This is a genomic window from Halomonas sp. AOP30-A1-24, from assembly GCF_052378165.1.
In the GTDB taxonomy this organism is placed as follows: Bacteria; Pseudomonadota; Gammaproteobacteria; order Pseudomonadales; family Halomonadaceae; genus Vreelandella; species Vreelandella citrativorans.
The window spans coordinates 24,204-47,221 of sequence record NZ_JBQSXL010000007.1; the positions used below are offsets into that span (position 1 = coordinate 24,204).

The 23,018-nt window shown below is 55.0% G+C and carries 18 protein-coding genes; 5 read left to right on the top strand and 13 right to left on the bottom strand.

The window, feature by feature from the left end; genetic code table 11:
• Window positions 1-15 precede the first annotated feature (15 nt).
• Together ACT3TJ_RS05475 and ACT3TJ_RS05480 are read left to right on the top strand one after the other, a co-directional pair.
• Window positions 16-1,206 carry an MFS transporter gene (locus tag ACT3TJ_RS05475; protein WP_172118564.1) on the top strand — a complete coding sequence of 397 codons (1,191 nt, stop codon included), beginning with the start codon at window positions 16-18 and terminating at the stop codon, window positions 1,204-1,206.
• A gap of 63 nt (window positions 1,207-1,269) precedes the next feature.
• Window positions 1,270-4,116, top strand: a complete 2,847-nt coding sequence (locus ACT3TJ_RS05480; protein WP_444665494.1) for a valine--tRNA ligase — start codon at window positions 1,270-1,272, stop codon at window positions 4,114-4,116.
• Between the two features lie 112 nt (window positions 4,117-4,228).
• Here the strand turns inward: ACT3TJ_RS05480 and ACT3TJ_RS05485 are convergent, their stop codons facing one another.
• Window positions 4,229-4,624 carry a transcriptional regulator gene (locus ACT3TJ_RS05485; protein WP_441677897.1) on the bottom strand — a complete coding sequence of 132 codons (396 nt, stop codon included), beginning with the start codon at window positions 4,622-4,624 and terminating at the stop codon, window positions 4,229-4,231.
• A 162-nt stretch (window positions 4,625-4,786) separates the two neighbouring features.
• On the opposite strand from ACT3TJ_RS05485, the gene ACT3TJ_RS05490 reads away from it, so the two are divergent.
• On the top strand, window positions 4,787-5,779 hold the full coding sequence (locus ACT3TJ_RS05490; protein ID WP_444621808.1) for a hypothetical protein: 993 nt from the start codon (window positions 4,787-4,789) through the stop codon (window positions 5,777-5,779).
• 146 nt (window positions 5,780-5,925) lie between these two features.
• Here the strand turns inward: ACT3TJ_RS05490 and ACT3TJ_RS05495 are convergent, their stop codons facing one another.
• Together ACT3TJ_RS05495 and gloA are read right to left on the bottom strand one after the other, a co-directional pair.
• Complete coding sequence (locus ACT3TJ_RS05495; RefSeq protein ID WP_441677893.1) at window positions 5,926-6,396, bottom strand: META domain-containing protein; 471 nt, start codon at window positions 6,394-6,396, stop codon at window positions 5,926-5,928.
• 19 nt (window positions 6,397-6,415) lie between these two features.
• Window positions 6,416-6,856 (bottom strand): lactoylglutathione lyase, encoded by a 441-nt coding sequence (gene gloA / locus ACT3TJ_RS05500; protein ID WP_441677891.1) that lies wholly within the window; start codon window positions 6,854-6,856, stop codon window positions 6,416-6,418.
• A 276-nt stretch (window positions 6,857-7,132) separates the two neighbouring features.
• Here gloA and ACT3TJ_RS05505 point away from each other — a divergent pair, with 276 nt between their 5' ends.
• Window positions 7,133-8,203, top strand: coding sequence for a metal-dependent hydrolase (locus ACT3TJ_RS05505; protein WP_444621807.1), 1,071 nt, complete (start codon window positions 7,133-7,135; stop codon window positions 8,201-8,203).
• A gap of 54 nt (window positions 8,204-8,257) precedes the next feature.
• On the opposite strand, the gene ACT3TJ_RS05510 is transcribed toward ACT3TJ_RS05505, so the two are convergent.
• The 7 genes from ACT3TJ_RS05510 to rho form a co-directional block, all read right to left on the bottom strand.
• Window positions 8,258-8,983 (bottom strand): MliC family protein, encoded by a 726-nt coding sequence (locus ACT3TJ_RS05510; RefSeq protein WP_441677887.1) that lies wholly within the window; start codon window positions 8,981-8,983, stop codon window positions 8,258-8,260.
• Between the two features lie 41 nt (window positions 8,984-9,024).
• Entirely contained in the window at window positions 9,025-9,537 is a 513-nt protein-coding gene (locus ACT3TJ_RS05515) for a DUF3087 family protein (protein WP_441677885.1), read from the bottom strand.
• 75 nt (window positions 9,538-9,612) lie between these two features.
• Window positions 9,613-10,692, bottom strand: coding sequence for a 3-deoxy-7-phosphoheptulonate synthase (locus ACT3TJ_RS05520; RefSeq protein ID WP_441677957.1), 1,080 nt, complete (start codon window positions 10,690-10,692; stop codon window positions 9,613-9,615).
• Between the two features lie 2 nt (window positions 10,693-10,694).
• Window positions 10,695-10,850, bottom strand: a complete 156-nt coding sequence (locus tag ACT3TJ_RS05525) for a hypothetical protein (RefSeq protein WP_172118479.1) — start codon at window positions 10,848-10,850, stop codon at window positions 10,695-10,697.
• A gap of 400 nt (window positions 10,851-11,250) precedes the next feature.
• Complete coding sequence (locus tag ACT3TJ_RS05530; RefSeq protein WP_087109965.1) at window positions 11,251-11,988, bottom strand: NAD(P)H-flavin reductase; 738 nt, start codon at window positions 11,986-11,988, stop codon at window positions 11,251-11,253.
• 55 nt (window positions 11,989-12,043) lie between these two features.
• On the bottom strand, window positions 12,044-13,540 hold the full coding sequence (gene ubiD / locus ACT3TJ_RS05535; RefSeq protein WP_444621806.1) for a 4-hydroxy-3-polyprenylbenzoate decarboxylase: 1,497 nt from the start codon (window positions 13,538-13,540) through the stop codon (window positions 12,044-12,046).
• A 48-nt stretch (window positions 13,541-13,588) separates the two neighbouring features.
• Window positions 13,589-14,848 (bottom strand): transcription termination factor Rho, encoded by a 1,260-nt coding sequence (gene rho, locus ACT3TJ_RS05540; RefSeq protein WP_172118483.1) that lies wholly within the window; start codon window positions 14,846-14,848, stop codon window positions 13,589-13,591.
• A gap of 715 nt (window positions 14,849-15,563) precedes the next feature.
• On the opposite strand from rho, the gene ppx reads away from it, so the two are divergent.
• Complete coding sequence (ppx, locus tag ACT3TJ_RS05545) at window positions 15,564-17,108, top strand: exopolyphosphatase (RefSeq protein WP_444621805.1); 1,545 nt, start codon at window positions 15,564-15,566, stop codon at window positions 17,106-17,108.
• 20 nt (window positions 17,109-17,128) lie between these two features.
• On the opposite strand, the gene tilS is transcribed toward ppx, so the two are convergent.
• From tilS to dnaE, 3 genes are all read right to left on the bottom strand, one after another.
• Window positions 17,129-18,412, bottom strand: coding sequence for a tRNA lysidine(34) synthetase TilS (gene tilS, locus ACT3TJ_RS05550; protein ID WP_444621804.1), 1,284 nt, complete (start codon window positions 18,410-18,412; stop codon window positions 17,129-17,131).
• Window positions 18,393-19,346 carry an acetyl-CoA carboxylase carboxyl transferase subunit alpha gene (gene accA, locus ACT3TJ_RS05555; RefSeq protein WP_444621803.1) on the bottom strand — a complete coding sequence of 318 codons (954 nt, stop codon included), beginning with the start codon at window positions 19,344-19,346 and terminating at the stop codon, window positions 18,393-18,395. Before accA ends, tilS begins: the two co-directional genes overlap by 20 nt.
• Window positions 19,347-19,480: 134 nt before the next feature.
• Window positions 19,481-22,987, bottom strand: a complete 3,507-nt coding sequence (dnaE, locus tag ACT3TJ_RS05560; RefSeq protein WP_172118487.1) for a DNA polymerase III subunit alpha — start codon at window positions 22,985-22,987, stop codon at window positions 19,481-19,483.
• Window positions 22,988-23,018 lie beyond the last annotated feature (31 nt).

Here is a 23,018-nt window from a genome sequence, read left to right on the forward strand (position 1 = left end):
CACACGAGAGTACTAATGCAGACCTCCTCCAGGCTAACCCGCTATCCATTGGCAGTTATCGTCCTCGCTCAGCTGTTTGGCACCTCGCTGTGGTTTAGCGTTAATGGTGTTGGCCTAGCATTGCAGGAGGCGGTGGGTCTTAGTGAAGGTGATCTCGGTTTACTGACCATCGCGGTGCAGGCCGGGTTTATCACCGGTACGCTACTAATCGCCATTACCGGCCTTGCCGACCGCATGCGGGCAAGCCATCTGTTTGCGCTGTCAGCGGTGCTCGGTGCGCTTATCAACGCGGCATTTATTGGCGTTGCCGACAGCATAACGCTGGCGGCAGTGGCACGCTTTGCCACCGGCCTATGCTTGGCAGGCATCTACCCGTTGGGCATGAAGCTGGTGGTGAGTTGGACACCTTCGCATGCGGGCGCGGCCTTGGGTTGGCTTGTCGGCATGTTAACGCTAGGCATCGCCTCGCCCCATTTACTGCGCGGATTAACGTTGCACCTGCCCTGGCAATGGCCACTGCTATTGGCATCGCTGTTGGCGCTGGTCGCGGCATGGATGGTTTTCCGGCTAGGTGTTGGCCCCCACCTACCCGCCAAAGCCGGAAGCGGGCGCCCCTGGGCCGGGCTTGGTGCGTTCAAGCAGCGCCCGTTTCGCAAGGCCGCACTGGGCTACTTCGGCCACTGTTGGGAGCTTTATGCATTCTGGGCGCTGGTGCCCTTTTTGGTTAGCCGCGAGCTTGAGCGGCTCAATGCGTCAGCAAGCCTGCAGCCGTGGCTAAGCTTTGCCGTTATTGCCCTTGGCCTGCCTGGTTGCGTGTGGGCAGGCCGGTGGAGCCGGAAAGCGGGTAGCGCCCACGTTGCTTTTGTGGCGCTATTAACATCGGGCGTACTTTGCCTGGTTTACCCGCTATTGGGCAGCCTTTCACCCTGGTTACTGCTGGCGCTGCTGGGCGTTTGGGGCGTTAGCGTGATTGCCGATTCAGCGCAGTTTTCAGCGCTGGCATCAGCCCACGCGCCAGCCGAACGGCTGGGCGCGGCCCTGGCCATGATGAACGCTATCGGCTTTGGTTTGACCATCCCCTCCATTGCCTTGGTAACCGCCCTTTGGGCAAGCCAGAGCGTGGCGGTTATCTGGTGGTTGTTGCCAGGCCCTGTGTTAGGTTTAATCGCGATGCGTGGGTTACATCTCCCCTCGGCAAAGGCCTGACGCTCTGCCTCTTATCGCGCTATACTTGTCACCATTTTTTTGCACGTTGTGAGCCGACTCCCCATGGAAAAGACCTACCAACCCGAACAGATTGAAACCCGCTGGTATCAGCGCTGGGAAGCCGATAACCGCTTTGCCCCTTCGGGTAAGGGCGCGCCTTTCTCCATCATGATTCCGCCGCCCAACGTCACCGGCAGCCTGCACATGGGCCACGCGTTCCAGGACACCATCATGGACACCCTGACGCGCTGGAAGCGAATGCAGGGTAACAATACGCTGTGGCAGGTAGGTACCGACCACGCCGGTATCGCCACGCAAATGCTGGTTGAACGCAAGATCGCGGCAGAAGAGGGCAAAACGCGCCACGACCTGGGCCGCGATGCGTTTATTGATAAAGTTTGGGAGTGGAAGGAAGAGTCTGGCGGGCACATTACCCGCCAGCTACGCCGCATGGGCGCCAGCGTCGACTGGAGCCGCGAGCGCTTCACCATGGATGACGGTTTCTATAAAGCCGTGCAGGAAGTCTTCGTGCGCCTGCACGAAGAGAAGCTGGTTTATCGTGGCAAGCGGCTGGTCAACTGGGACCCGACGCTACACACGGCGATTTCCGACCTGGAAGTGGAGAATAAGGAGCAGCAAGGCAGCTTCTGGCACTTCCGTTATCCGCTGGCCGACGGCGTTAAAACCGCCGATGGCAAGGATTATGTCGTGGTGGCCACCACCCGCCCCGAAACCCTGCTGGGCGATACCGGCGTTGCAGTCAACCCAGAAGATGCGCGATACGCCTCGCTGGTGGGCAAGTTTATTGAACTACCGCTGGTGGGCCGCCGCATCCCTGTAGTGGCCGACGAACACGCCGATATGGAGAAAGGTTCGGGCTGTGTAAAAATCACCCCGGCCCACGACTTCAATGACTATGAAGTCGGCAAGCGCCAAAACCACCTGCTGATCAACGTTTTTTCCAAAGATGCCGCGATTCTTGAACAGGCGGAGATCTTCAACCTTAAGGGCCAGCCCCAGCCTGAAGAAGACGCTAGCCTGCCCGCCAAGTACGCAGGCCTTGATCGTTTTGAAGCGCGTAAACAGATTGTCTCCGACATGGACGCACTTGGCCTGCTGGAGCAAGTGGAAGCCGTCAACAACACTCTGCCCTATGGCGACCGCTCGGGTGATGTGATTGAGCCGCTGCTTACCGACCAGTGGTTCGTGGCCGTTGAGTCGCTGGCCAAACCAGCGATTAAAGCCGTAGAGAACGGCGACATTCAGTTTGTCCCTAAAAACTACGAAAACATGTATTTTGCATGGATGCGCGACCTTCAGGATTGGTGTATTTCCCGTCAGCTGTGGTGGGGCCACCGTATTCCGGCCTGGTATGACGCAGAAGGCAATGTGTACGTTGCCCGCAGCGAAGCCGAAGCACGTGAAAAACATGGCCTGGATGCGGGCCTGGTGCTCACCCAGGACGAAGACGTTCTGGATACCTGGTTCAGCTCAGGTTTATGGACCTTTGGCACGCTTGGCTGGCCAGAAAAAACCCCGGAGCTTGAAACCTTCCACCCCACCAGCGTGTTGGTGACAGGCTTTGACATCATCTTCTTCTGGGTAGCCCGGATGATTATGATGACTTTAAAGTTCACCGACCAAGTGCCCTTCAAAACCGTGTATGTCCACGGTCTGGTACGTGATGGGCAGGGACAGAAGATGTCCAAATCCAAGGGCAACGTACTCGACCCGATTGATCTTATCGACGGCATTACGCTGGATGCACTGCTTGAAAAGCGCACCGGCAACATGATGCAGCCGCAAAAAGCCAAGGCGATTGCCAAAGCGACCAAGGACGAATTTAAAGACGGTATCGAAGCCCACGGCACCGATGCGCTGCGCTTTACGTTCCTCTCCCAGGCCACCACTGGGCGCGATATTAAATTTGATATGAATCGCTTGGAAGGTTACCGCAACTTCTGCAACAAGCTGTGGAACGCCTCGCGCTACGTGCTGATGAATGCCGAAGGCGAAGATTGCGGCACCGACGGCAGCGAGGTTGAGCTGTCGCTGGCCGACCGCTGGATCATTTCCGAGCTGCAGAAGACAGAAGCCCAGGTGACCAAGGCGATGGACGAATACCGCTTTGACCACGCCTCGCAAGCGCTCTACGAGTTTGTCTGGAATGAGTATTGCGACTGGTATCTCGAGCTCTCCAAACCGGTGCTGTGGGATGAAAATGCCTCCGCTGAAGCCAAGCGCGGCACACGTCGTACCTTGGTGCGCGTGCTGGAAGCCATTCTGCGCCTGGCGCATCCGATGATGCCTTATATTACAGAAGAGATATGGCAGCGCGTGTCGCCCCTCGCGGGCACGTTTATGGGCGAAGGCACCTCATTGATGCTTCAGGCATGGCCGGAAGCCGATGAGAACAAGATCGACGAGCAGGCCACCCGCGATATCGAATGGCTCAAAGGCGTCATTATCGCCGTGCGTAACATTCGCGCCGAGATGAATATTTCCCCCGGCAAGCCGCTGGACGTTCTGTTAACCAAGGGCAAACCGGAAGATGCCAAGCGCCTGGAAAGTAACCGCCATTTCCTGGCCAAGCTGGCCAAGTTGGAAAGCGCGACCTGGCTTGAAAACCCAAACGATGCCCCGCTTTCAGCCACACAATTAGTGGGCGATATGGAAGTTCTGGTGCCGATGGCCGATTTGATCGACAAAGACACCGAGCTTGCCCGATTGAATAAAGAGATCGAAAAGCAGGACAAGCTGATGGTTGGCATTGAGAAAAAGCTGGGCAACCCCGGGTTTATGTCTAAAGCCCCCGATGCCGTCGTCGAAAAAGAGCGCGGCAAGCTAGCCGAGTTCCAAGCGGCCAAGAAATTGCTGGAAGAGCAACGGGCCAAGATCAAGGCATTGTAAGCTCTCCCCCACCGGCCTTTCAAAAAACGCCCGGCTCCTTTCTGGAGCCGGGCGTTTTTTATGCTCGGCGTGTTCACCGTATGCGCTCTTTGAACCGGGATAAAACGACTTGTTACTCTTTTCCGTCCGGGTCGGTTGAATAAGCTTTTACGAATGTCTCCAACACGTCACGTACTACCTTACGCTGAGCAGCCGGTAGATTACGATACAGCGACAGCACGTGACGCTCCTCGTTACTGAAAGATACCTCCCAAGCAGCATGCGGCTCACTGACGCGATGGGCACTTCCTTCTCCATAGCGCAGATAGTGCGGATCAATACACAGCCACTTCGCTAAAAGTTGCAGTTTGTCCTGATTGGGAATCGAATCACCACGCAACCAGCGCCTAACTGCCTGGAAAGTGATGGGTCTTCCCCAATAGCGCAAATTGAACTCGCGTTCTAGAGTCGACGGCCGAACATCATATCCCGCCGAAACCATCGCTATTTTTAAACGCTCCGCAAACATTAGCTTTTCATTCATGCCCACAATGTGAATTGATTATTCAATAATGGTTGAATAGCAGTTCACCTTTTGATTGAATCATTAATTCAATTTTGAGTTTTGGATCATTCCGGCTGCTTCGCGGAGCTGTAAGCGGCAAGACTTGACGTTACAGGAGGCTTCAAGATGGGTGAGATAATTTATCTGCGGGACCAGCATTTTGCAGAATTTCACGATAAATGCTTTTTACTCTTGTCTGCGTCTAATCACATCGAACTTTCTAGGCAGTTAACGAAAACGCTTCACCATATGTTAGTGACCAAAAACACACCTGTCGCTTTATATCACTATCTCCCTACCGGGCAGTTGCGTTTGATCTACTATTTTTCCTTTGGCAGTAATATTGAGTACGAAGATGAAATAAGCTCGATCCGGTCCTTTGAAGCCCTATCCCATTCACAGCTGACGTATTATGCATTAAACGGAGAGCATGAAACCTGGGGCTACGTTGCTCACCCGCCATCCTCGTACATAGGCTCTACACACTGGATCAGCTCGCTGGTAGATATAGCAATGCATCAATTGGGTTTATTAAGTGCTAAATGTATCGACAGGCAGCAGGCAAAGCTAAAAACATCGCGAAGACTACTCAGCAAGGATATCCATCTCTTCACAAACATTGAGGAAATTCTCGATCGGCATCACCAAAGATGGCGTGATATTTTCCATGCATGCGGTATTTGTCTAGCCTCTCAGGGCGCGCTCCATCGCTTTGGTCACTGCCCTTCTGACCATCAGCTGTTGCAGCAGCTGTCATGGTTAAGTAATGACGCTGAGCAAACGGATGTCATCGAATTCGAGGGCAGCCATCAGGGAAGTCTCGCGGTCAAGTTGAGCCTAGCTGGCACGCATCACGGATGGTTGCTCTTGTTTAGAGACCAACCCTTTACCAATAAGCATGTCGATAGTGCCATCCATCGAGCACTGAGCTGCTGGCTTACCTACGAGGCTCGTATGGCGCGAGTACTGGCAGACGATTTGGCACTGACCATCGCTGCATTAGAAATATCTCATACTAACAGGCAGTTTATCACAACCGCTCAGCAATTAGCGTCACTGAAACCTGCTATCCATTCAGCGCCCCGCGCGGTCACATCGGCGGAGCAGAACAACAAATAACGCACAGCGCGACGGAAACGCCATCGTTCAAGTAAGCTTTTAAAACGTTCGCTCGGGCCTACTGGACAAGCCCCCTCAACGGTTGAAGAGTGGACTACTGATATTCCGGATCACGAAATACCAGTAGCCCAACCATGGAGGGATGCTTATTTACCTTCACGCCAGCCGCCAAGCACTCGGCTATCCGGGCCGAACAAGACCAACCGGTCATGGTCAATGAGATAACGATAGGCGCCTTCCAGCATGTTCGTTACCTGCGCGGCGTTTTCCATATCGGGGCACGCCATACGCGTGCTCGCCAGCTCTTTTACATCGAAGCGGTGCCCTTCGCCCAAGCTTATCTGCCCCGTAAAGCGGTTACAGCCGTCATAACCGGCAATCGTTCCATCGCGAGAGATTTCAAAAAACGGCGTTTCGTTAAACGCTAATTTCTCATCTGTTCCGATCAACAAAAGATCCCAGCGCTGATCTACTATCGCTCCTGAAAGCTCCGCACTGCTCGGTGCTTCATGCCCCTCTTGAGGCGCGGGCGAACTGCTGCATGCGCTCAAAAGCAAAGCCGCCGATACACACAAGGGCAGCAAGCAATGACGCAGCGTTAACGTCTTCATGGACATAATCGTCACCTTATAGGTTTTACCAGTTACCGCTGTTTTCCATGGAAGCCCATGGCTCTTGAGGTGCTAGCGTGTCACCCTTTTGCAGTAGCTCGATTGAGATACCGTCAGGCGATTTTACAAATGCCATGTGCCCATCCCGTGGGGGGCGGTTAATAGTAACACCGGCGTCCTGGAGCTTCTGACAAAGCGCGTAAATATCGTCTACCCGATAGGCCAGGTGACCAAAATTACGGCCGCCAGTATAGGTTTCAGGGTCCCAGTTATACGTCAATTCAAGCTCGGGAGCGGAGAGCTGCGCAGAGCGCTCTTCATCTTCGGGGGCGGCAAGAAAGATCAGCGTAAAGCGGCCTTTTTCGTTCTCTTTACGGCGTACTTCTTTAAGACCCAGCAGGTCACAGTAAAAGTAAAGCGATGCATCCAGATCGCTGATACGTACCATCGTGTGTAAAAACTGCATGTTATTTCCTTTTCATTAAGACCGGTGAATGAATGTTAACGCGGATATCCATTATGTGGATGGAAACAGAATAGGTCTTAACCAGCAAATCTTGTGCATATCAGATGGCTTATGCCCAAATGCTCATCAAAGCTCATTATTCAGCCCGACCTACACCACTATCGGTTTAAATGACGGCCTGCTTTAACCAACCATTAGACAGATTTAGTATACAAGGTCGAATTCAAAGAAAAATCTGTATAGTGCTATTTGAGGGCTATCTCAAAGGAGACGTTAGTGGACTCAATCACACAGGCGGCGTTGGGCGCTGCGATTGGCGGTGCGGTGCTGGGTCGGCGCTTGGGCCGTAAAGCCATTCTCATAGGGGCACTAATGGGCACACTGCCCGACCTGGACGTAGCGCTGGACTATGGCGATGCTATCGCTAATGTGACCGAGCACCGTGGATTTAGCCACTCGTTATTTGTACTGACCGGACTCGCGACGTTACTAGCCCTGCTTAGCCGCCGTTTTGCCCCTGCACGCGATATTTCCTTCATCCACTGGTGGTGGTTTTTTACACTCACGCTAATCACGCATCCACTGCTTGATGCTCTGACCACCTATGGCACGCAGCTCTTCTGGCCGCTAGAAACATCACCGGTCGCTTGGCCGATTGTATTTATCATTGACCCGCTCTACACCCTGCCTCTTCTAATTGGTTTAATCGTAGGCATCGCGTCAAAACAGGTACAAAAGTACGCTACGGCCGCGCTGGCTGTCTCAAGCGTTTACTTATTACTAGCAGCCGGAGCGAAGCTGAACATTGAGCACCGGCTGGCAACGGTTCTTGCCGAGATGGGGCTAGAGGAGGCGCCTTTACTGGTTCAACCAACCCCTTTTAACACGGTGCTATGGCGGGCTACCGTGGTCAATGAAGATCGCTATTATGAAGGTCTGATTAGCGTATTTGATGGCAAGCGTCAGCCACGTTTGGAGCCGTTATACCGCAATATAGCGCTTGAAGAGAGTGCGTTGGCGGGCCCGCTTGGCCAGCGGCTAATGTGGTTTACTGGCCCTTTTTTGCGCTATGACACCATCAATATTGAGGGACATGAAACATTAATTGCTACCGATCTTCGGCTGGGCTATCCCGGCTTTCACCCGTTCAGCTTCACCCTCGCAGCGCTGCAGGATGACACATGGATACCTGTGGATGTCAGCGAGCAGATCGAGACTGCACGTGGGCTGCAGCTAAATATGCTGTCGCGTCTCGCAGCAAGGGCCGCTGGAGATGCCATGGCGCTTTGTGCAAGCGACTTTATCTCGCCTGAGTGGCGCGCTGCCCCGCGTCAATACCACTGCTAAGCGGTGGCCACCGCACCGCTAGCAGTGATGGCTGATAGGCGCTGAAATAAAAGCTTAGGGGGCGATTCCCTGCCCACAACCACTGAACTGCTCACCTCCGTAGCTGAGCGTTACCCGCGCAGGGAAGGGAAAACCGCTCATATTGTCAAAGCAAGCGCCCGCTTCAATACGCACCCGAAAGAAAGGCTCAACGCGGGCGTTTTCAAGCACCACCCGGCCCGCTTCGTTGTCCATCACGCTCACCATATAGGGCAACTCAATACGCTCTTCGCCGTAGTTAAGCTCCAGGGTTAACGTGGGGGAATCGTGTGCGAGCGCTACCACCCAACCAGGCTCATTGCCATGCCCAAAAAACATAACGCCTGGACGCTCTGAACGAGTAAGAACGTTTCTCTCTTCGCCAAGGGTGCACTGCAGCTGGCCACGCGGTGTTTCTACCATGGCCTGGTTACCTCGATTCCAAAAACTGATACCGCCATCCTGGTAGCGAGCCCCGTTGGCGACGACCGCTTGAGGCAGCTGCCAGGCACCGTGCAGCGACCAAAGCCGTAGGTCATTAGTATTCGTCGCTGTCACTAAATTCTGGTCAGCGGGCTGACAGTGCCAGCCTTGGTACTGCTCGGCGTTTCCAGCAAAAAGTACCGAGGGCAGCAATGGGGCACTGCTGTTAACGGTCATTGTGCCAGACTCGTCTGCTGGTGAAGACGTAGAGGCACAGCCGGTGAGTGCCATCAAACAAGCACCCACAGCGGCTAGTCGAAGGGGGGTAAAAAACGTCATCTATCAAGGCTCCCTGCGCGCGTGATTTATTGTGTAATGCACTAGCTTCGCTTAAAGGCGTGTAGATCCTGCGGATCAAAGGTATCAAACCTGGGCGGCAATCCCAATGCTGCCCGTTTTTCCGCCAAGTGATGCTTCTCGTCCAGCCACGTGGGGTCTTGAGAGGGCTCTCGACCATTTAGCTCGGCTAGCTGCGTTATCCCTTGATGGTAAAAGGTCACGATATTAAGCGCGGCTTGATTATCATCTTCAAGTGCACGCCTAAGCGTAGGTAAATAGCCCCTGATTTGCGACAGGTGTTGCTTTAACTGCCATACGTAGCGCATCTCAGTCATCCAGGGCCGTTCGCGCAGCACCGCAAAGAGTGCGCTGGTGGCTAGAAGCCCCAAGAAGATACCCAACGCGTAGAGCCATAAGCTGCTGCCCAGGGCAGAGGTCAGCAGCATGGAAAACAGCATTCCAAAAATGGCCAGCTGGCCCGCCATCGCAAAGCTAATCATACGCGCCTTACGGCGGTAGCGTTGTACATCATGCGGCTCAAGGGTAAACACCATGGCCAACCTCGCAATCCAAATGAGTGCCCTATAATACGGGGCTGACCAACGCAAACAAGCCTGAGTCGCTTAATGTTAGCTTAATCGTTCTGCGGCCATTTTTAACAACCGCTCGGTTGCCTCCCAGCCAACACAGGCATCGGTTACCGAGACACCGTAACGCAGTGCACTAGGATTCAACGGCTGCTTGCCCTCAAACAGGTGGCTTTCAAGCATCAAGGCGACCAGATTGGCGTTGCCCGCCTGCCGCTGAGCCAGTACATCCAGCATTACTTCATTCTGGCGACGATGATCTTTACGTGCATTGGCGTGGCTACAGTCGACCATTAAACGTGGGTTCTGACTCGCCTCATGCAGCGCCTTGATCGCTGCATGAACATGCGCTGCCTGATAGTTAGGTTCGCCATGCCCACCGCGAAGCACGACATGCGTATGAGGGTTACCGGCTGTTTGCTGCATGATGGGACGTCCATGGCTGTCCTGAGCAAAGCGCTGATGCCCATGAGCGGCAGCTTGTATGGCGTCAATCGCGACCTGTACATCACCGCTGGTGGCATTTTTGAATCCGACCGCCGCGGCCAAGTCACTGGCCAGCTCACGGTGCAGTTGCGACTCTGTCGTGCGCGCACCAATCGCTACCCAACTTAAGAGGTCATCCAGGTAGGGCGCGAGCATGGGCTGAAGCAGCTCGGTGGCCACCGGCAGGCCTCGGGCGGCAACGGCATGCATCAATTCACGAGAGAGGGTAATGCCCTTGGGCATATCACCACGACCATCTAAATCAGGGTCATAGGCCAGCCCTTTCCAGCCAACCGTCGTGCGCGGCTTTTCAACGTAAACCCGCATTACCGGTAAAATCTGCTCATCCACCTGTTCACTTAGCGCCGCCAAACGGTCAGCGTACTCAAGCGCTGCGTCCGGGTCATGGATAGAACAGGGGCCTACCACCACCAATAATCTTTTATCCTGACCACTTAATATTTTCTGAACCGCTTCTCGCTGTTGAGAAATTTGCTGGCCTAACCGAGCATCAACGGCAACGCTTTGGCGTAACTCGGCGGGTGTTGGTAAGTGATTAACAGGGCTGGGCGTACTGTCGCCAAGGGGTTTGGCGTTAGCATTCTTGATCGGGGCTAGGCTTGCCTGGGCATTCATCATTAACTCTCCGGTATCACATGACATCGTTGATTGGCGTTACCACCCAAACGGGCACGGTCGGAGGTGGCAGCTTGCACCGACCGCGCGTCGCTAAATCGCCAGCCATAGCCCACATAGCCGGTAGCGATAGTGACGTTATAAGCGCGATACATCATGGTGAAGCTCCTTAATGAAATTCCTATGGCAAAAGCCGTTAAACGCAAAAAGCCCCGGCGGGGTTACCAACCGGGGCTTGAAGATTCGGCAGGCAACCTGGAAGGTGTGCCTGGTAGCGCGACGTTAACCGTCGGCCGCGGGCACACCGTGGCTAAACCAATATCCAAAATAGGCCACAACGCTCATGCACACACTAACCGCCACAAAAGGCAGGCGGTTAGTAGTGTGAAAAGGCGCTTGTGTGTGCATATTTTTCCTGATGATTGGCAAGCCAAGGGGCCGCGAAAAGTCGTTTTAAAAAATGTATATCTTTATCCTGCCCTTAAGCTTGGCAAATGGCAACTGTTGATTAACAAACAGCGCCATAGCCAAAAGTGACAGACTAACACCGTGGGTCAATCACCCACGCGGCGCATAAGCAAATACGTCGGAAAAAACCCGCTCACTCACCACGCCTCTGGCTTCCAACACATCCAGGCAGGCGTATACCATGCCGGGCGAGCCGGAGAGATACACGTCATAATCGCTGAACGTCAGCGCCGCTTTCTCCAGTACAAGATCAACCCGGCCCTGATGGTGATGAATACGCTCGCCGCTTGCCAAAGGCTCGGTTAGCGGAAATTCGGTGACCGCTTTAAACGTTACATTGGGATAGCGCTGCGCCCACTCAGTCGCCAGGCTTTCAGCGTAAAGGTCGCGATGCTCACGGGCAGCCCACCAGAGTGAGATTGGCCGCTCGGGCTGGTCACGCAGGGTGGCCTCAACAATCGCTTTCATTTGTGAAAACCCTGTGCCGGCAGCAATCAGTAGCAGCGGACGCTCGCTTTGCGCGTCAACCACACATTCACCGCCGGGCAAGCGCAGCGTTAGCTGATTGGCCACCTGGAGCAAGTTTCGAAGTCGTACTGAATTATCACGCTCAGGCCAGTGCTGAATATGCAGTTCAATGACGCCATCGCCCTGCTCGGCACTGGCAATTGAAAAGGGCACCCAGGTGTTGTCATCCAATTTAAGTTCTAGATATTGCCCAGGCGCATGCTGCATTGATTCTGCGCGCCCTTTTAGCGTCACGCCAAATACGTCAGGATTTAAATCCTCAACGGCCGTTACCTGGCAGGTTAACGTCCTTGCGCTCATGAAAACCTCTATATGAAAAATCGATCAACGTGCGCCGCTAAACTTGACTACCTTCTTAACCGCCATGCCGCGGTGCTGGCAGAGGAATACCGATTCCCAGCTCTTCCCACCGCTCGTCAACGCGCTTTTTGACCGTATCGTCCATCACGATGGGTGTGCCCCACTCACGGTCCGTTTCGCCTGGCCATTTGTTGGTCGCATCGAGCCCCATTTTGGAACCCAAGCCAGAGACAGGCGAGGCGAAATCCAGATAATCGATAGGCGTATTCTCAACCATCACGGTATCTCGCGCCGGGTCCATACGAGTGGTAATCGCCCAGATCACGTCTTCCCAGTTGCGCGCATCAACGTCGTCATCCAGCACAATCACGAACTTGGTGTACATGAACTGACGTAAAAAGCTCCATACCCCCATCATCACGCGCTTGGCGTGACCTGGGTACTGCTTTTTCATGGTAACAACCGCCATGCGATACGAGCAGCCTTCAGGCGGCAGGTAAAAGTCGACAATTTCAGGAAACTGCTTGCAGAGTATCGGCACAAACACTTCGTTAAGCGCCAACCCGAGAACGGCAGGCTCATCCGGCGGCCGCCCGGTATAGGTGGAGTGATAAATGGCATCACGGCGCATGGTCATGCGCGTTACCGTAAAGACCGGGAAGTGATCCACCTCGTTGTAATAGCCGGTGTGATCACCGTACGGGCCTTCAGGCGCCATATCATCAGGATAGATAACCCCTTCCAGAATAATCTCACTGGAGGCAGGCACCTCAAGGTCATAATGGCCGCACTTAACAAGCTCGGTACGCGAGCCGCGCAGAAGCCCGGCAAACGCATATTCGGAGAGTGAGTCAGGGACGGGGGTCACGGCCGCCAGGATCGTAGCCGGATCAGCACCCAACGCTACGGCAACCGGGAAAGGCTCGCCAGGGTGCGCTTGCTGAAACTCCTGGAAATCCAGTGCCCCGCCGCGGTGGGAGAGCCAGCGCATGATCAGGCGGTTCTTGCCAATCTTCTGCTGCCGGTAAATCCCCAGATTCTGACGCTTTTTATGCGGGCCACGGGTAATGACCAACGGCCAAGTGACTAAAGGCGCCGCATCGCCCGGCCAGCAGTGCTGGATAGGCAGGCGATCAAGATCAACCTCGTCACCTTCAAAAACGACTTCCTGCACTGGCGCCCGCTTAACGGTTTTAGGCCCCATGCTAAGCACTTGTTTGAAGATAGGCAGCTTATCCCAGGCGTCCTTCAACCCCTTGGGTGGATCAGGCTCTTTTAAAAAGGCCAACAGCTTACCCACTTCGCGCAGCGCTTCGACCGACTCCTGCCCCATTCCTAGCGCCACGCGCTTTGGCGTACCGAAAAGATTGCCCAGCAGCGGCATATCATGGCCCTTCACATTCTCAAACAAGAGTGCCGGGCCACCGGCACGCAGCGTGCGGTCGCAAATCTCGGTGATTTCCAGGTAAGGATCAACTTCGGCTTGGATACGCTTGAGTTCACCGCGCGCTTCCAGCGCCGCGATGAAGTCGCGCAAGTCGTTATACTTCAAGACACACTCCCCGCTAGGCTTGCGCCGCTATAGTGATTTTCATCAATCCTAGCGGCGTTTCATCGCTTCAAAGAACTCAAGATTCGTCTTGGTATCCTTCAGACGATCAATCAGGAATTCCGTGGCAGCCGTGTCTTCCATCGGGTTGAGCAGCTTGCGCAAAATCCACATGCGCTGCATCTCTTCCTCAGACGCCAGCAGATCTTCACGCCGCGTGCCGCTGCGACGAATGTTGATTGCCGGGAAGACGCGCCTTTCCGCCAGCTTGCGATCAAGGTGCGCTTCCATATTACCGGTACCCTTGAACTCTTCGAAGATGACTTCATCCATCTTCGAACCGGTATCCACCAGGGCCGTAGCGATAATGGTCAAGCTACCGCCCTCTTCGATATTACGCGCCGCACCGAAGAAACGCTTAGGCTTCTCAAGCGCATGCGCATCGACACCACCGGTAAGCACTTTACCGGAGCTCGGCACGACGGTGTTGTAGGCACGCGCTAAGCGGGTAATCGAGTCCAGCAGGATAACCACGTCTTTTTTGTGCTCAACCAAACGCTTGGCTTTTTCGATGACCATTTCAGCGACCTGAACGTGGCGCGCTGGCGGTTCATCAAAGGTGGAAGCCACCACTTCACCGCGTACGGTACGCGACATTTCGGTCACTTCCTCCGGGCGCTCATCGATCAGCAGTACGATCAGATGGCACTCAGGGTTGTTGCGCGTAATCGAGGTGGCGATGTTCTGCAGCATCAGTGTCTTACCCGCTTTAGGCGGAGACACCAGCAGGCCACGCTGACCTTTACCAATCGGCGCAGTCAGGTCGATGATACGGGCCGTTAGATCTTCGGTAGAACCGTTACCGATTTCCATCCGCAAACGGTCATTCGGGAATAGCGGCGTTAAGTTCTCGAAGAGAATCTTGTGCTTGGCATTTTCCGGACGGTCAAAGTTGATCTGGCTAACCTTGAGCAGAGCAAAGTAGCGCTCGCCTTCTTTGGGCGGGCGAATTTTGCCGGAAATGGAGTCGCCTTTACGCAGGTTAAAACGGCGAATCTGCGAGGGCGATACGTAGATATCGTCCGGTCCGGCAAGATAGGAGCTGTCGGCGCTGCGCAGGAAGCCAAAGCCATCCTGAAGAATTTCCAGTACACCGTCGCCATAAATGTCCTCACCGCTTTTAGCGTGTCGTTTGAGGATGGCGAAAATGATGTCCTGCTTGCGCGAACGGGCCAGGTTATCGATACCCATTTCGCGGGCGATATCGAGCAGCTCGGGAACGGTTTTTTGCTTGAGTTCAGTGAGATTCATCGGCGTGTTAGAAAGTTGCTCTGGAAGCTAGGCGCAAGGCGCCAGAATAAGACAGGAGGCGTAGCACGTACTGATATGGCTAGGCGCCGTGTGATGCGTTCAGGTCCCGATAAAGCACGTACTCGATGGTAAGCCGCTGGGCATGTGAAAACTCATGGCATTGGTGCAATGAGGCAATGAGTTATTGCTCAGTTCGAGGGTACATGCAGTTGTTTGTTCTGATTGGCATAAGGAAAGAACCAATCAGCGGGTCATCTGACGACTTGGAAATATGGCTGATGCTATCTGGATAAGCAGTATCTTGTTAACATGCTGGATAAGCGTTAGTTAGTCAATATACGTAGCACAATCATCGCGTGCTTAGCCAAGGTAAGTACAGCATTAAATAAATACGACGTTCAATAAGTCCCGATAATACCAAGAAAGCCTAGTACCAGGAAAGCTTAACTAGGAAAGCTTAACTAGGAAAGCCTAGCACCAGAAAGGCTTGGCAACCAAGACAACTGAATCGACACGCTATCAACGATCTCTTGTCAGCAGAGCTATTACTAGTAATTTTTTGGGTAATTTCTAGCAATCAGCCTTGTAGCAGGCAAGGTCGAGTCAGACCTGTCGTTCGATGGTAGTCAAGGCCCGCGATAAACGCAAGTCTTTGCCAATTGACAATAGCCCAAGCGCACCGCAACCTTGGCAAAGCCAATACGAAGGATAGCTCATGCCCAAGGACATTTCACCCCCCGTTAGCGCTCCTGTTAGCGACCTGGAAAACGCAGCACCACAGCGGCTAGCCGCCATTGACCTCGGCTCCAACAGTTTTCACCTTCTGGTAGCCAACTATCAAAATGAGCGTCTTCAAGTCGTTGCACGATTGGGTGAAAAAGTCCAACTGGCGGCTGGCCTGGATGAAGAGGGCAAGCTTAACGAAGCAGCCATTCAGCGCGCCCTGGATTGCCTGGGCCGCTTCGCGCCGTTTTTAAGTGATATTGAGAGCGCAAACCTGCGTATCGTGGGCACTAACGCCCTGCGTGACGCCCATAATAGCCAGGCGTTTATTGAACGGGCTGAAACACAACTTGGTCACCCCATCGAAATTATTGCGGGCCGTGAAGAGGCCCGGCTTATCTATCTAGGGGCGGCTCATGCCTTGGCCGAAAACGGGCGCCGCTTGATTGTCGATATTGGTGGCGGCTCAACAGAATTTATCATTGGTGAAGAGTTTGAACCCAAGGCGCTGGAAAGCCTGCGCATGGGCTGTGTGACCTTTACCAGCCGCTACTTTCCTGACGGCGAGATGAGTGAAAAGCGCATGCGCCGCGCCGAACTGGCCGCGTTATCAGAACTTGCCCATATCCAGCGCCCCTACCTGCGCCTTGGCTGGGAAGACCCAGTAGGCTCCAGTGGCACTATTAAAGCAGTGGCTAGCGTTCTTCTCGCCTATGGTGACACACCCTCTGAAGGTGTGATTACGCGCAGCGGGCTCAAAAAACTGCGTGAGCGCCTGCTCAAGTGCAAACAGCTGGACAAAGTCGAACTCGACGGGTTAAAGCCTGACCGCGCACGAGTTTTCCCTGCTGGGGTGGCCATTTTAAGCGCTATCTTCGAGGCATTTGACCTGCACCAAATGCGTTTTGCCGACGGCGCCCTGCGCGAGGGTGTGCTCTATGATATGGCTGGACGCAATAGCGCAGAAGACACGCGCTCCAAAAGCCTTGACGTACTCCAGCGCATTTACGACGTGGATACCCGACAGGCCGATAACGTGGCCGAGACCGCACTGCGTCTGTTTAAGCAGGTGCAAGGCACCTGGTCGCTCACCCATGAGCATCGTTACTACCTTCAGTGGGCCAGCCATGTACACGAAATTGGCTTGGCTATTTCCCATAGCCAGTTTCATCGCCATGGCGCTTACCTGCTGGAAAACTCTGACCTGGCGGGCTTTTCACGCCCGGAGCAGCATCAGCTGGCCTTTCTAGTGCGTGCCCATCGGCGTAAATTCCCGCTCAAGGAGTGGCAGGCGCTCCCCAAGGCGCAGCACGCGCACAGCATACGGCTTGCCCTATTGCTGCGCCTGGCGGTACTGATTAACCACTCACGCCCCGAAAACGCCCCACCCTTGCCGAATATTAGTGTTGATACCGACAGCTTAACGCTGGCACTGCCCGCCAGCGATGAACCAACGCTACTCAGCACCGATATTGAGCAGGAGCAGGCGTATATGGACGCCGCAGGCTTCACGCTGAACGTCATACAGGAAGACTAAGAGACAGACGGGCACACCGCCTACGAGACAAACCTTACGTTAGCCGCTTTCCAGAGCACTCTGGCTGGCGGCTGAACCACGCCAAGGCAAGTGTCTTCCGCCATGACCATCACCAGCCGCTCGCGCTCCCATGGGGGAATTTGGGCCTCCTGAAGCAGCCTTTTAACGTCTCGGCGCCCTCGCTCGGCAAGCGCAATCACTTCTCCTCCCTGGCGCCAGCGCAACGTTAGCGGCGTATCGGACTTCAACGAGAGTTCCAGCGCACCTAACGGTGTTGCCTGCCCTGCCCTGCCATCCCAGGCACACTGCCAGGCCGGTAGCGGCTCAAGCGGCGCCATTAGATAAAGCCGCTGTTGCCACACCCGGGCCTCCGCTCCTGGCCACGTGACGTGCACACTCGCGTCCGGTGCGGCCGTTAATTGATCAAGTAGCGTCTCCAGACGACGCTGAGGCGGGGTCGGCAATAATCGCTGCTGGCACCAGGAGCGTATCAGCAATCGCTGACGAGGCCGTGAGCGCGTGGCCAACGCGAGGGCATCAATACACTCCAAGTCGGCGCTGTTAGCATCTGTGCGAAGCGCCTCCAACTCCGCTTGGGCATACTCACTGAGCAGCGCATCCGCTTCCCCGGCATGCTTAGCGCTATGGGAAAACGCGCCAGCCATGTCGGGCCAGCGCGCTTTGAGAAGAGGCAACACGTCATGACGCAGGCGGTTGCGATCAAGCGTGACATCGCTATTAGTGGGGTCTTCGCGCCATTCAAGGCCGATTTGGCAGGCTCGCCCCTCCAGGCAGCGCCGGGCAATCGAGAGCCAGGGCCGAACGAAGGTAAGGCCGTGTGCATGACGGCAGTGTGGCATTCCCGCTAACCCACGAATACCGCTTCCCCGCAGTGCCGCCAGCAGAAAGGTTTCCGCTTGATCATCCTGATGCTGGGCCAGCCAAACGGTGTCTCCCGTGGGAACATGCTCATGAAACGCAGCATAGCGCGCCTGACGCGCTGCCGCTTCAATACCGCCAGCAGCGTCGACCGTTACGCGCACCACACTAAGCGGCACGCCAAGCTGCTTGCAAAGCACTTGGCAGTGCTGCTCAAAGTCATCGGCGGCGGCTTGCAAGCCATGATGAATATGGATGGCGCGCAGTGGGCGATTGGCCTGGCGGCAAACAGAAGCTGCCAGCGTCAGCAACAATGCGGAATCAAGCCCTCCGGAGAGCGCGACCCAAATAGAGCGCCCCGATGGGGTTTCCACCAGGGCGTCGTTTAACAGGCGTTCAAGCTGATTAGGCAGTTGGGGCGCCATAGCTCATTAAGCGCTTATAACGGCGCTCCAGCAGGGCATCGGTATCCAGTGCCTGAAGGCGCTCAAGGCCCTCGGTGACGGTCTCTTTCACACGCTCCGCCGTCGTCATCGGATGACGATGCGCACCGCCTAGCGGCTCTTTAATCAGCCCATCTACAAAGCCAAGCTCTTTTAAGCGCTCTGCGGTGATCCCCATTGTCTGGGCCGCATCAGAGGCTCTTTCGGCACTTTTCCAGAGAATAGACGCACAGCCTTCTGGTGAAATAACCGAATAGGTGGAGTACTGAAGCATGTACAGCTCATCGCATACGCCGATCGCCAATGCCCCACCGGAGCCGCCTTCGCCAACAACCGTTGATATAATCGGTGTTTTCAGGCGCGACATGACCGCCAGGTTGTAGGCAATCGCTTCACTCTGGCCACGCTCTTCCGCGTCAATGCCTGGGTAAGCACCGGGGGTATCGATAAAGGTTAAAATCGGCATTTTGAAGCGTTCGGCCATTTCCATCAGACGACACGCTTTACGATAACCTTCCGGGCGAGGCATACCGAAGTTACGGCGCACCTTCTCTTTAACATCGCGCCCTTTCTGGTGGCCGATCACCATGACCGGCTTATCATTCAAGCGCGCAACGCCGCCTACCAGAGCAGCGTCATCAGCGAAGTTACGGTCACCATGTAGCTCGTCAAAGTCGCTAAACATATGCTCAAGATAGTCGAGCGTATAAGGGCGCTGAGGATGACGCGATAGCTGAGAGACCTGCCAGGGCGTCAAGTCCTTGAAGATCGATTCGGTCAGCTTACGACTTTTCTCCTCCAGCCGGGATATCTCATCGGAGAGATTAACGCTGTCGGAGCTAACCAAACGTAGCTCCTCAATTTTTGCCTGAAGCTCGGCAATGGGCTGTTCAAAATCGAGATAATTGGGATTCATCGGCTCTGCCTGTAAGCTGCCTATAAAAAGGCCTTGTCGAAACGAGTATCTAATAGACGTATTATCGCATCCTGACCCTGCCACGCAAGGCAGGGTCTGCTCAACGACACTCCCCAACCGTCATACGGTCAGGTTTAGCGGTAACGTAGCTGAACCCCCGCTTGCCCTTCCACATCGCGCAACGCAAGCAGCAAGTCATCACTGGGCGCGACTTTCCATTCACCGGCAAGCTCCAGCCAGCCGACGGCTTGGGCATGGCGATACTGCAACCGCACCGGCAAACCGCCATTATCCCGGTAGGGCGCTAAGCTATCGCGCAGACTCTCGACCAAGCGGCCATTGATACGCTCGGCGTCCAGTGCAAGCTCAACGGCATCGCCATAGCGAATACGGGCAGTGACCATAGGCGTTACATCTTTTCCACGCAGTCTCAGCCCGCCAGAGAAATCGTCACTGGAAACTTCGCCTTCAACAATCAATACCTGATCAGCCTCTATCTGACCACGTAACTGGTCGAATAGCTCACCAAACAACGATGCTTCAATACGCCCGGTGCGATCATCCAGGGTGATAAACGCCATGGTATCGCCACGTTTGGACTTCATGGTACGCATCGCAACCACCAGCCCGGCCACCCGCTGAGGTTCGCGGGAGGGTTTTAAATCGCTAATACGTGTTGATACAAAGCGTTTTAATTCACGCTCATATTCATCAATCGGATGCCCGGTAAGATAAAGCCCGAGGGTATCTTTTTCACCTGAAAGGCGCTCGCGGTCGGTCCATTCCCGCGCCCCGAGGTACTCAGTGTAGACGTCGAGCGCTTCGTCTTCGGCATCAGCAAAAGCCTCGCCGAACATATCCAGCATGCCCAAGCTCTGGTTGGTGTGGTTCTGGGCGGCGGCCTTCAGGGCATCTTCCATAGAGGCCGCCAGCACGGCCCGGTTAGGACCAAGGTTATCCAGCGCCCCTGAGCGAATCAGCGCTTCAAGGGTGCGCTTGTTCATACGCTTAGGGTCAAGCCGACGGCAGAAATCGAACAGGTCGGTGAACGGCCCACCCGTCTGGCGCGCCTCGACAATTGCCCCGATGGGCCCCTCGCCCACCCCGCGAATCGCCCCCAAGCCGTAAACCACGCGCCCTTCGGTATCCACGGTAAATTTGTAGCCGCCTACGTTAACGTCCGGCGGAGTAACGGTCAGCTTGAGGTTACGGCACTCCTCGATTAGCGGCACTACCTTATCCAGGTTGTCCATCTCGGTGGACATAACCGCGGCCATAAATGGCCCTGGATAATGGGCTTTCAGCCACGCAGTCTGGTAAGACACCAGCGCGTAGGCGGCAGAGTGCGACTTGTTAAACCCGTAACCGGCGAACTTTTCCACCAAGTCGAAGATATTACCGGCAAGATCCTTATCGATACCATTGGCCGCGCAGCCTTCCATAAAGCCTGAGCGCTGCTTGGCCATCTCTTCGGGCTTTTTCTTACCCATCGCCCGGCGCAGCATATCGGCCTGGCCCAGCGAATAGCCCGCCATTACCTGAGCGATCTGCATGACCTGCTCTTGGTAAAGGATAATACCGTAGGTAGGCGACAGCACCGGCTTTAACAGCTCGTGCTGGTAATCCGGGTGTGGATAAGATACTTCGGCACGGCCATGCTTACGGTTGATAAAGTCATCGACCATGCCTGACTGCAGCGGGCCGGGGCGGAACAACGCCACCAGAGCGATCATGTCGTCCAGCGAATCTGGTAGCAGGCGCTTGATCAGCTCCTTCATGCCGCGAGATTCGAGCTGGAAAACGGCGGTAGTTTCAGCACGCTTGAGCATTTCAAACGTTTTGCCATCATCCAACGGAATCGCATCGATGTTCAGCGGTTCCTGGCCGTTCACGCCGCGAACCTTATCGACCATCTCAAGCGCCCAGTCGATAATGGTCAGCGTACGCAGTCCCAAAAAGTCGAACTTGACCAGCCCGGCGTCTTCGATATCGTTTTTATCGAACTGAACCACCAGCCCATTGCCGCTTTCATCGCACAGTAAGGGCGAGAAATCGGTCAGTTTGGTGGGAGCGATGACCACGCCGCCCGCGTGCTTGCCGGTGCCCCGGGTCGTACCCTCAAGCTTGAGGGCCATTTCCCAGATCTCTTCAGCTTCTTCGTCGTTAGCAATGAACTCTTTAAGCGCAGCCTCCTGCTCGATCGCCTTGCCAAGCGTCATGCCCACTTCAAACGGGATCAACTTGGAGAGCTTGTCACCCAGCGAGTACGGCCGGCCCTGAGCACGTGCCACGTCGCGTACCACGGCTTTGGCCGCCATGGTGCCGAAGGTAACAATCTGCGATACCGCGTCGCGCCCGTAGCGCTCGGCCACGTACTCGATCACCTTGTCGCGTTTTTCCATGCAGAAATCGACGTCAAAGTCGGGCATGGAAACACGCTCAGGGTTCAAAAAGCGCTCAAACAGCAGGTCGTAGCCGATGGGATCAAGGTCGGTGATCTTTTGCGCGTAGGCAACCAGAGAGCCCGCACCGGAACCTCGCCCGGGCCCTACCGGTACGTTGTTATCCTTGGCCCACTGAATGAAGTCCATGACGATCAGAAAGTAGCCGGGGAAGCCCATCTGAATAATAACGTTGAGTTCAAACTCCAGCCGGTCGCGGTAACGCTGGTCAATTTCCTTGTATTCGTCACTGTCGCGCGGGTAGCGCTCGACAGGAAACAGGAAGTTCAGACGATCCGTCAGGCCGTCGTGGGAGACCTTGCGGAAAAACTCATCCAGGGTCATTCCCTCGGGGATTTCGAACTCAGGCAAAAATATCTCACCCAGACGTACATCCACGCTGCAGCGCTCGGCAATCATCACGCTGTTTTCCAGCGCCTCGGGGATATCCGAGAACAGTGCTGCCATCTCGTCCGGGCTTTTTAAATACTGCTCTTCAGTGTAGCGGCGTTCACGGCGCGGGTCGTCCAGCGCCTTGCCTTCACCAATGGCGACACGCGTTTCATGCGCCCAGAAATCCTCCCGCTCAAGAAAGCGTACGTCATTGGTGGCCACCACTGGCGTGCCGGTATCGATGGCAAGCTTGACGCTGGCATGCACGCACGCCTCTTCAAGCGGACGCCCGGTACGAATCAGCTCCAAATAGAAACGATCCGGAAAGGCAACCTGCCACTCTTCAAGCAGTTGGCGCGCTTCACGTTCATGGTCGGAAAGCAGATGGCGGCCAATTTCGCCCTCCCGCGCACCGGAAAGCGCAATCAGGCCTTCACTTTGTTCAAGCACCCAGCGCTTATCCAAAATGGCCCGCCCCTGACGCTGGCCGTGGGTCCAGCCCTTGGAGATCAGCTCGGTCAGGTTGCGATAGCCGACATCGTTCATCGCCAGCAGCGTTATACGGTAAGGATGTGACTCATCGTGGGGATTAAAGAGCCATAAGTCGCTGCCAATAATGGGCTTGAGTGCGGCCCCTTGAGCGGCCTTGTAAAACTTCACCAAGCCGAACAGATTTGTTTCGTCGGTTAGCGCCAATGCCGGCATACCGCGATCAAAGGTAGTGCTGACCAACGACTTAAGTTTTACCAAGCCGTCGACCAGGGAGTATTCACTGTGCAAACGTAGATGAACAAACGGTACCGTCATGACACTCTCGGTAGAATCTCGGTAAAAAGAA